The organism is Acinetobacter sp. YH12100 (assembly GCF_013419135.1).
GTDB lineage: Bacteria > Pseudomonadota > Gammaproteobacteria > Pseudomonadales > Moraxellaceae > Acinetobacter > Acinetobacter pseudolwoffii.
This window is the reverse complement of record NZ_VPAQ01000037.1, coordinates 1-5,855: the sequence shown is the minus strand read 5'-3', so window position 1 is coordinate 5,855 and position 5,855 is coordinate 1. Positions and strand designations below refer to the sequence as shown.

Below are 5,855 nucleotides of genomic sequence, written 5' to 3'. Positions count from 1 at the left end.
GCGAGGCTTTAGGAGAAGCTGCAACTTCTCCAAAAAGCTTGAAAATCATTTCAAAGCCTTTGATTTAGTGTTCTTTTATATCAATAATGGATTCGTTTAATGCCAGCATACTTTTTGAAACACCACCTGATTTTGTAAGCTTTGCTACTCCAGAGATTCTTAATAAATTTCCAGCCGATCTCATCAATTTCGTGCAAAAGGAAACACCTAAGACATTAGCGGACATATACCCTGAAGAAGCCGTGTTCTTATCAGCTATCAAAAAATTTATAAGACCTTTTAAAGAACAGTATAAAAAATTGGCTGATAAGAACAGGGAAATTAAGGAGCACAATACAGTTGCTCATAAAATTTATATAAAAATTAAAAATAAGGAAGCAACTCTGCAAAAGCCAACAGAGTCAAAGCCTAAAGAATCTAGTCCAAAGACTACTGAAAATAGTGCTGTCCCAGTAGAGATGAAGCAGGGAGCCATTCAGAAAAATATGGCTCCACAAGAAAAGCCAATTACTGTAATTAAGAAGCGAAAATTTGCTTTAAACAAGGATAAGTAACTTGTAATTTAAAATTATAAACAAAAACCCCTCTAAGTCTTGCAACTTAGAGGGGTTTTCCAGTAAATTCAGCGGTACGCAGTTATTTGATGCTAGAACATCAAGTAACGAAGATCATAAGGTTTGACGACCGTTATGATTTCACCAAAAGGCTTGTACCTGAATTCTATTTTCACAATAAACAGTGTTTATATCAAGCCTCAAAATGATAAGTCTTCGTTAATTCGTGTTTTAAATCGTCAAATAAGTATCCTAGATCGAGCTTTGCCCGCTTCTGCGTGTCCGTTTTACGGTCGGCATGCAGTACGTGTGGTAGGAATAAGTGTCACTGGCGTATTGTAGCTATGGTCGAAAGGCTAAACCGCTTACAGGGGAACTTCACATAGGCGGAGCGTTGGGAGTAGTTACATAGGACTTGTTAAGTTGTAAGTTGGGGAAACCCTCGCAGAGATACAGGCAATGTAACGACAGGGAGCGCGTGGAGCGAAGTGCAAGACTTTGAGTCCTTGTCTGCATAGTCAGCAAAGCTATGTGCGGATACGACCGATATACGTGGCTCCGAAGCCAAATATATACAGGTAAATCGGCAATACTTAGGGGATAGGTTATTTTTTAAAATGACCGCCCTTAGGGTGAGTATTGCCGAAACTCTCTCAACCGTTCACCAAAGCCAAAGCACGAAGTGCGACGCTTTGGGGTAGAGTTGAGAGAGTTGAGAGCATTTAGTTAGTTAGTTTTGGAGATAGAGAGTGTGTTTACTCAATCTCTCATAATGCTTAGGCTATTTACCCAAACTAAATATTATGTGTTGTGTATAGTTTTACTGAACGAGTTACTGTATATTAAAACTATACAAAGGATGATTTTTTGTGATTGTAGATTTTAATCATAAAGGACTGGAACGATTTTTTAAAACCAGTTCTACAGCAGGTATTCAGTCTGTTCATTCAACAAAGTTAAAAAGACAATTAACTGCTTTGAATGAAGCGCAAAGCATTGATGAAATGAATTTCCCTGGGTGGAAGCTTCATCCTTTGAAGGGTAAATTAAAAGATCACTGGGCAATTACTGTCAATGCTAATTGGCGTCTGACTTTTATTTTTAAAGATGGCAATGCGTATATCGTGGACTATCAGGACTATCATTGAGGTGAACATGATGATGAATAATCCAGCTCATGCAGGCGAGTTAATTTCTGAATGGTTAGATGGTTTAAAAGAAGAAGGACAAGCGATTACAATTACAGAACTTGCTGAACGCATTCAAATAACACGTCCATTACTTTCTAGAATTATTAATGGCAAAGCGCCTGTAACGGCAGATGTAGCTTTACGTTTACATGATGCTTTAGGTATCAGTGCAGACTTGTTAATGCGTGTTCAATCTAAGCACTCACTTTGGATTGAATCACAAAAACAGCGTCCAAAGATTCAACCATTTTTTATTAGTTGTTAAATTAAAATATGAAATAGAGATATTAACTGTGTTTTTTTCAAAGAAAGATAAAGAAATTGAAGTAGTGCATGGAAATCCTTCTAGAAGTTTTCCTAGTAATTATGAATTAAGGAAAAAAGTTTTCATTAATGCTTACAGCCGAGGATATTATTCAGATATTAAAAATTTTGAGCTAATTCAGATTGATGAGAATTATAAAGTAAGATATGTTGAAAAAATAAAGTTTTTAGCATTTATATATGATCATCCTAGACAGTCAGTGTCGGTAGATAGTACTCATTTTTATTATATTAATGACCAAGATAATTATATTTATTCAGAGCTAATTGGAAACAGTTTTAAGAGTTATACATTTAAAAGTCAAAAAGGATGGTTAGCTCATTTATTTCTATCTGGTATTGAAAATGAAGTCATAGATAAGCTTAATAAGTATTTAAAAACTAACTATCAATATGATGATGAATTGATTAAAGATCAGGATTTTATAGATAGAATATCATTACCATTAAAGGAATTTGTAAATATTCCATCTGTAAAGTCTGAATTAAAGCTACATTTTGGACGTTCTAATATTGGTGAAGCACTACTAGCTGGTTATGAAATGGAAATTATTAATTTACTTGATAACAATGAAAGATATTCAGCTAGTATTTCATGGAATCTTATTGATTTTTTTAATGATTAATTCTTGATTTTCACTAAAATCAACATAATGTACTTTACAAAAATTTCTATTATTAAACTTCAATATCTTTAAAATCCCAACTTATCAGAGTTGGGATTTTTTTCATGATTTTAATTATTTAAATTAAAGAATATATTGAAATATAAATTTTAAGTCTTTTTACGTTGATTTAAAGTTTCTTGTCCGAGTTCTTTCCAAATCTGCCACTTCATATCATTTGGGTCGATTTCAGCAGTTTTAAGCAGAACTCCAAGTAATTCTGCTGGGTCCCGTTGACCTAGATTTGCAATCTCAAAAAGTGCACCTAATTGAATAAGGTGCCGTGTACGAGCTTTACGTTCAGCTTCCTTTTCAGCATTCAATAATTTTCTAACCACTACCTTTTGTTTATTCGCTCGATCTATGGCTTTTTCTGCTTTGATCAAGGCATTCAGTTTTTTCTCTTGGTCAGGGGTACGGTATTGGATTTGAGCTAATTCTAATAAAAGCTTTTGTGCATCACTGGGATTCTTTAAAGCAGAAATATAGGTAATTTTTTCAGACAGCCAATCATTATTCATATTCAATTCCTCAAGTAAGATACCGCAAAAGTACAGGCTCAATTCTCAAAGAACGATAACAAAATAATTACGTCCAATGTCCGCAATTTTGTTAAAGTTCGTCCTAGAGAAGTTCGCCTGTACTTCCATCAAAAATTTGATGGCGCGCTTAGACGTTTCTCAATTTCATTGAGAAACCTAAGCACGTTAGGGACTTCATCCCTAAAACCCTGAAACTTCTTTTTTTCGTTCAATTGAAAATTGAATGAAAAAAAGAAGTACCAAAGCTAGGAGCAACAACATGCAACTAAAACAGGTATTGGGAAAGATCAAAGATATTATTTTTGGCGTGATCGCAGCACCGCTACTCATCCTCATTATGGTGCTTGCTTCGATACTCGATCAAAGAGCGTTTAAGAAGGAACGCAACCGAAAAAAGGAACAGGATAAAACCTAATGGCGATTGCTCGTTTAAGTGTCAAAGTCGGTAAGGCAGGAAAGGCAGCACCGCATGCCGAATATATAGATCGGGATGAAGAAAAAAAGAAAAAAGAGGAACAGGCTAAAACTGACCTTGAACATAGTGACTATGGAAACATGCCGAAATGGGCAGAACATAATCCGATTAACTTTTGGCAGGCAGCCGACCTTTATGAGCGCAAAAATGGTAGTACCTACCGAGAATATGAAATTGCCCTGCCTAGAGAGATGAATGCCGAGCAACGCCTAGAACTGGTTGAGGACTTCATTCAGTCTGAAATTGGCTCAAAATATCCGTATCAGTTTGCGATTCATAACCCTAAAGCAATGGACGGCAACGATCAGCCTCACGTTCACCTCATGTTTAATGAACGTCTACAAGATGGAATCGAGCGAGATCCAGAGCAATATTTTAAACGCTATAACAGCAAGAATCCTGAACGTGGCGGAGCTAAAAAAGACAATACAGGCAAGAGTTACCAGGAACGAAAAACCGATATTAAAGACCTACGCCAAAGATGGGCAGATTTATGCAACAGCCATTTAGAAAAACATCAAATTGACAGCCGTATTGATATGCGAAGCTACAAAGAGCAAGGCATAGAGAAAGAACCTGAGAAAAAACTGCTACCAAGCCAAGCGAAGAATCCTGAAATCAGGGAAGCCCTGCAACAGTCACGAACAGTCCATAAAGAGCTTGAACGACTTGATTTAGGCGACCCGAAAAAAGACCTGAAAGACCTTAAAGACAGTCCAATTTCAGACAAAGAAATTAAACAGGGTATTGAAAGCTTTAAGGCTGATTTTGATACCTTCAAACAGCTTGCTTTGAAACAGTACAAAGAACAGCAGAAATTAGAACGAGAGCAACAGAAAACCATGAGTTATAAGGGGATGAGTCGATGACACCTGATGAAAAAAAGCTATATGCACTGATGGCAGTTGCAGAACAACAGCAAAACTTAGTTAATCAGGCCGTTAAAGAGCTTCAAATCACCGAGGAACGCATTCAGAAGGTCATCGCAGGGCAAACCCATCATACTGTATCAAAATCGCTAAATACGGGCTTACAGGAGGGTACAGCGGAACTTATTAAGACTGCCAAAGCACTTGGACATTTAAAAAATTCGATTGAATCAACCAGTGATCAATTTTCATGGAAGTTAATTACCATTTTCTTAGGTATTTTTTCAGTTCTCATACTGACTATGACGTGGCTATTTGCATCTTATATTAAGCCTTTAGAGAATATTCCAAAGATCGAGAGTTTAAGGCAGCAAGGTATTCAGTTTGATATTCAAAGTTGTGCCGTTGGAGAAGAGTCCAAGCCTTGCGTCCGAGTGATGAAAGAGCAGTGTGGCTATGGGAAGTATGGGGATTTATGCGTTATTGACCCCAAATAGCTAAATCTAAAAATGAAAGCTCTAAGCACTCATTTATAGTTTTTATTATGTTTTAAAATTAGTGGAAGTTAAGGAAATTATTATGTTAAAGCAATCAAGTTTAGAAAGAACAGAGTTTAAGGAAGAAGAACTTGCGCCCATTAAAAAGCTTGATTTGAATGATTTGAAAGTTCCTATGCCTAAAAACCTTGATCAGTTACTGATTTGGACATCCGAACTTGCTCAATATAATTATGCTCAATTCCTTGACCAATCCGAACAGCTAAAACTTGTTGATGAAGACAACCTGGAAGAACAGGCGGAAATCAGTCAGAAGCTTAGGTTCTATAGAGGTAATGCGCTTATAGAAAACCAAATCAAAGATTTCTATTTGAAAAAGTTACTTGATCAAGGGGAGGCAACAGTTAAAGGTTATATTAAAAGTCCGACTAAGAAAAATACCCGATATGCTGTAATTTCTTATCATGACTATGATTTTGGGTGGTGTTTCAAAAAGTATGCTGGCATTAAACGAATCCATTATTGATATAAAAGAACGCTAAATCAAAGGCTTTGTAATGATTTTCAAGCTTTTTGGAGAAGTTGCAGCTTCTCCTAAAGCCTCGCCTGATCCGATGCCGTAATCGACAATTATTGCCTTCTATACCCACAGTGAAAAATTTACCAATCAACTGTTTGCATTCTTTAAAGGTCGTAACAAAGCTATCCCAATGGTCACTTGATATACATGTATAGCTTA

General features: G+C 36.2%; 8 protein-coding genes and 3 pseudogenes. 9 read left to right on the top strand and 2 right to left on the bottom strand.

Annotated elements, in window-relative coordinates; all coding sequences use genetic code 11:
• From FTU40_RS14760 to FTU40_RS14740, 5 genes and pseudogenes are all read left to right on the top strand, one after another.
• Window positions 1–100: pseudogene (locus FTU40_RS14760) on the top strand (IS1 family transposase); the annotation flags it as partial.
• A gap of 28 nt (window positions 101–128) precedes the next feature.
• Window positions 129–554 (top strand): annotated as a pseudogene (locus FTU40_RS14755) (hypothetical protein); the annotation flags it as partial.
• Window positions 555–1,423: 869 nt separating this feature from the next.
• The gene (locus FTU40_RS14750; protein ID WP_163167899.1) at window positions 1,424–1,702 is read left to right on the top strand and encodes a type II toxin-antitoxin system RelE/ParE family toxin; all 279 of its coding nucleotides are present in this window, start codon (window positions 1,424–1,426) and stop codon (window positions 1,700–1,702) included.
• Between the two features lie 10 nt (window positions 1,703–1,712).
• A complete protein-coding gene (locus FTU40_RS14745; protein WP_218945932.1) occupies window positions 1,713–2,009 on the top strand; it encodes a HigA family addiction module antitoxin in 297 nt (98 codons plus the stop codon).
• 28 nt (window positions 2,010–2,037) lie between these two features.
• On the top strand, window positions 2,038–2,694 hold the full coding sequence (locus tag FTU40_RS14740) for a hypothetical protein (RefSeq protein ID WP_163167897.1): 657 nt from the start codon (window positions 2,038–2,040) through the stop codon (window positions 2,692–2,694).
• Between the two features lie 149 nt (window positions 2,695–2,843).
• On the opposite strand, the gene FTU40_RS14735 is transcribed toward FTU40_RS14740, so the two are convergent.
• Window positions 2,844–3,254: a conjugal transfer protein TraD gene (locus tag FTU40_RS14735; RefSeq protein WP_163167895.1), complete on the bottom strand. Its 411-nt coding sequence runs from the start codon at window positions 3,252–3,254 to the stop codon at window positions 2,844–2,846.
• Window positions 3,255–3,534: 280 nt separating this feature from the next.
• On the opposite strand from FTU40_RS14735, the gene FTU40_RS14730 reads away from it, so the two are divergent.
• The 4 genes and pseudogenes from FTU40_RS14730 to FTU40_RS14715 all read left to right on the top strand — a co-directional run.
• The gene (locus tag FTU40_RS14730) at window positions 3,535–3,690 is read left to right on the top strand and encodes a hypothetical protein (RefSeq protein ID WP_171521753.1); all 156 of its coding nucleotides are present in this window, start codon (window positions 3,535–3,537) and stop codon (window positions 3,688–3,690) included.
• Window positions 3,690–4,619, top strand: a complete 930-nt coding sequence (locus FTU40_RS14725; protein ID WP_163167893.1) for a MobA/MobL family protein — start codon at window positions 3,690–3,692, stop codon at window positions 4,617–4,619. Before FTU40_RS14730 ends, FTU40_RS14725 begins: the two co-directional genes overlap by 1 nt.
• Window positions 4,616–5,116 (top strand): hypothetical protein, encoded by a 501-nt coding sequence (locus tag FTU40_RS14720; protein WP_163167891.1) that lies wholly within the window; start codon window positions 4,616–4,618, stop codon window positions 5,114–5,116. Before FTU40_RS14725 ends, FTU40_RS14720 begins: the two co-directional genes overlap by 4 nt.
• Before the next feature lie 82 nt (window positions 5,117–5,198).
• Window positions 5,199–5,594 (top strand): annotated as a pseudogene (locus FTU40_RS14715) (hypothetical protein); the annotation flags it as partial.
• Window positions 5,595–5,622: 28 nt separating this feature from the next.
• Here FTU40_RS14715 and FTU40_RS14710 read toward each other — a convergent pair.
• Window positions 5,623–5,855: IS1 family transposase (locus tag FTU40_RS14710; protein WP_257218539.1), on the bottom strand; the 233-nt coding region annotated here is incomplete at its 5' end.

Coding starts and splice junctions, on each gene's coding strand:
- FTU40_RS14745 (WP_218945932.1), top strand. CDS start 1,713: ATGATGAATAATCCAGCTCATGCAGGCGAGTTAATTTCTGAATGGTTA.
- FTU40_RS14735 (WP_163167895.1), bottom strand. CDS start 3,254: ATGAATAATGATTGGCTGTCTGAAAAAATTACCTATATTTCTGCTTTA.
- FTU40_RS14730 (WP_171521753.1), top strand. CDS start 3,535: ATGCAACTAAAACAGGTATTGGGAAAGATCAAAGATATTATTTTTGGC.
- FTU40_RS14725 (WP_163167893.1), top strand. CDS start 3,690: ATGGCGATTGCTCGTTTAAGTGTCAAAGTCGGTAAGGCAGGAAAGGCA.
- FTU40_RS14720 (WP_163167891.1), top strand. CDS start 4,616: ATGACACCTGATGAAAAAAAGCTATATGCACTGATGGCAGTTGCAGAA.